At 39.9% G+C, this 2,337-nt stretch carries 2 protein-coding genes, 2 tRNA genes and 1 pseudogene; all 5 read left to right on the forward strand.

Features of this window, described 5'->3' with window-relative positions:
• Nucleotides 1-225, forward strand: a pseudogene (locus ACT3SX_RS14745) (sodium:proline symporter); the annotation flags it as partial.
• A gap of 107 nt (nucleotides 226-332) precedes the next feature.
• Nucleotides 333-467, forward strand: a complete 135-nt coding sequence (locus ACT3SX_RS14750) for a putative transporter small subunit (protein ID WP_225739189.1) — start codon at nucleotides 333-335, stop codon at nucleotides 465-467.
• Nucleotides 468-665: 198 nt separating this feature from the next.
• Nucleotides 666-739, forward strand: a tRNA-Cys gene (locus ACT3SX_RS14755).
• A 124-nt stretch (nucleotides 740-863) separates the two neighbouring features.
• Nucleotides 864-950, forward strand: a tRNA-Leu gene (locus tag ACT3SX_RS14760).
• Nucleotides 951-1,113: 163 nt separating this feature from the next.
• Nucleotides 1,114-2,337: tyrosine-type recombinase/integrase (locus ACT3SX_RS14765; RefSeq protein WP_444761816.1), on the forward strand; the 1,224-nt coding region annotated here is incomplete at its 3' end.

A 2,337-nucleotide genomic window follows, 5' to 3' on the forward strand; every position in this document is an offset into this window, starting at 1 on the left:
ACAGGTGCCGCTGCGATTACGCTAGTACTGATGTTAATATTTGCCACTGGCTTCTTGCGTCAATACATGGTTTTACTCGCCTCACTGACCGCTTATGGCGCCAGTACTATCGTCTGTGTGATAGTCAGCCTGATGGGTGACGAACATTTTGACTTTGACTTAATCAAACAACGTGTGGGTGATTACGATAAAAAACCTGAGGCTTCACAAGTATCAAAGATTTAAATTGTGTTAACTAAAAACTGTCTTATATAAATAACCCTTAGTCAGTCTGAAAAACTTAATAGCACTGACTAAGCGTAAACTGCTAAAAATACTATAAGGATATAATTATGGATAACGTCTTTATCTACGGCACTTATATTTTAATCTGGCCCGCCATAACACTTGGTGTACTGATATTAATTTGTACCGCCACGTATCGTGATATCAAAAAAGCCAAACTTAATAATGAAGATATTGTTTAGTAAGTAGCACTTAATTTAATAGCGCTATCTTGTTTTATCTTCACTAGGAAGGTACATAGTGATGATAAATTAGGGCATTTATTGGCGTGAATAACCATAAATGATGGTGAAAAATATACAAGCTAGTAAATAATCTGTTTTTAATGAAAAAATGACTTGTAATTTACTATATTTTTGCTAATATAGGCGACCTTGATTGGCTGGATGGCAGAGTGGTCATGCAGCGGACTGCAACTCCGTTAACGCCGGTTCGATTCCGACTCCAGCCTCCAATTATTTATTAACTTTACGTTAATTTAAGCTTGCATTATTATCATAACTGACTATAATAGCGAGCACTTATCTAGTAACTAGATGGTCTATCAGCTAGTTTACATATTAGATAAAACAAGTTTTGCCCGGGTGGTGAAATTGGTAGACACAAGGGATTTAAAATCCCTCGCTAGCAATAGCGTGCCGGTTCAAGTCCGGCTCCGGGTACCATTACATAGTCCTATACTATCTTATAGAACATCTAAAGCCCCTGATATCAGGGGCTTTGCTGTATCTGGCGTTCTATACTGTCTTTTAATATCTATTCCAATCCATGCATCTGATGTACACTACTATGTACACTGGTTTTTAAATGTACATTGGGGTGTCAGTTATGGAAGCACGCAAACCTATCAGTTCTGATCGCAGTATTAGCAGCCATAAAGCTAATGACAAAGAATATCTAGTCTCTGTCAAAAACTATCCCATGCTGTATCTCATGGTCAGACCTAACGGCACTAAGTCTTGGGTTTATCGCTACCTTTCTCCTACTCACTCAAAAAATAAACGTATATCGCTTGGCGTGTATCCAAACGTCTCGTTCGCTCGTGCCTGTGAAATCTGGCGTGACTATGAAGAGCTACTAAGTCGTAATATTGATCCCAAAGATTATCGTGAAGCATTAAAGAATAGTATTGTTAGTAAAACTAAAAACTCATTTAATCATTTTGCTTGGGAATATTTTGATAGCTTAGATCAGACTCAAAAAGGTAATACCTTAATCCGTAAGAAAGGTCGCTTAGAACTTATATGCTCATATATTGGTGATCAGCCTATCAGTGAAATAGATTCACCTAGAATGCTTGAGGTGCTATTAGACATCCAAGCTAAGTCATTAAACAAAGCTGGCAAACCCACAGATAAGGCTGAACGCTGTGCAGGTATTGCTAGCGACGTATTTGTCTATGCTGGTGCTCGCGGCTTCTGTAGTAGCAATCCAGCTGCCTTGATCAAAAGCCAATTGGCTAAATCGAGCTATGGTCATCGTCCTGCGATCACCAAACCTAAAGATTTAGCTAAGCTACTACGTGATATCGAAACTATAGAAGGTGACTTAAACACTATCAATTCTCTTAGGCTATTGGCGTTACTATTCGTGCGTAATGGCGACCTAAGGCGTATGCGCTGGGCTGATTTGGACTTGGATGTTGGCAGGTGGACTCTAAAGCCGCTCAAAGGACAAGGCAAGGTAAACATGGTTAAGGACATGGTCGTGCCCCTACCCCGTCAAGCAGTGGCTATCTTACGCGCGCAGCAGCAAATCAATGGTCATACTAAGTTTGTCTTCTACAGTGAGACAGCAAAAAAGCATCAGATCATCTCTGATGCGACAGCGAATAAGCGTTTAAAAGATTTGGGCTACAAGGACATTCATTGTGCTCACGGCTTTAGAGCGACAGCGAAAACCATCTTACAAGAGCAATTAAAGTATCCTCTCGTGCTTGTTGAGATGGCTTTGGGTCATACAACCAAAGATCCTAATGGCACAGCTTATGGTCGATTTGAGTACATTGACGATCGTAGTGATATGATGCAAAAGTGGGCGGATTATTTAGAT

Source organism: Psychrobacter sp. AOP31-B2-9, assembly GCF_052378005.1.
Taxonomy (GTDB): Bacteria; Pseudomonadota; Gammaproteobacteria; order Pseudomonadales; family Moraxellaceae; genus Psychrobacter.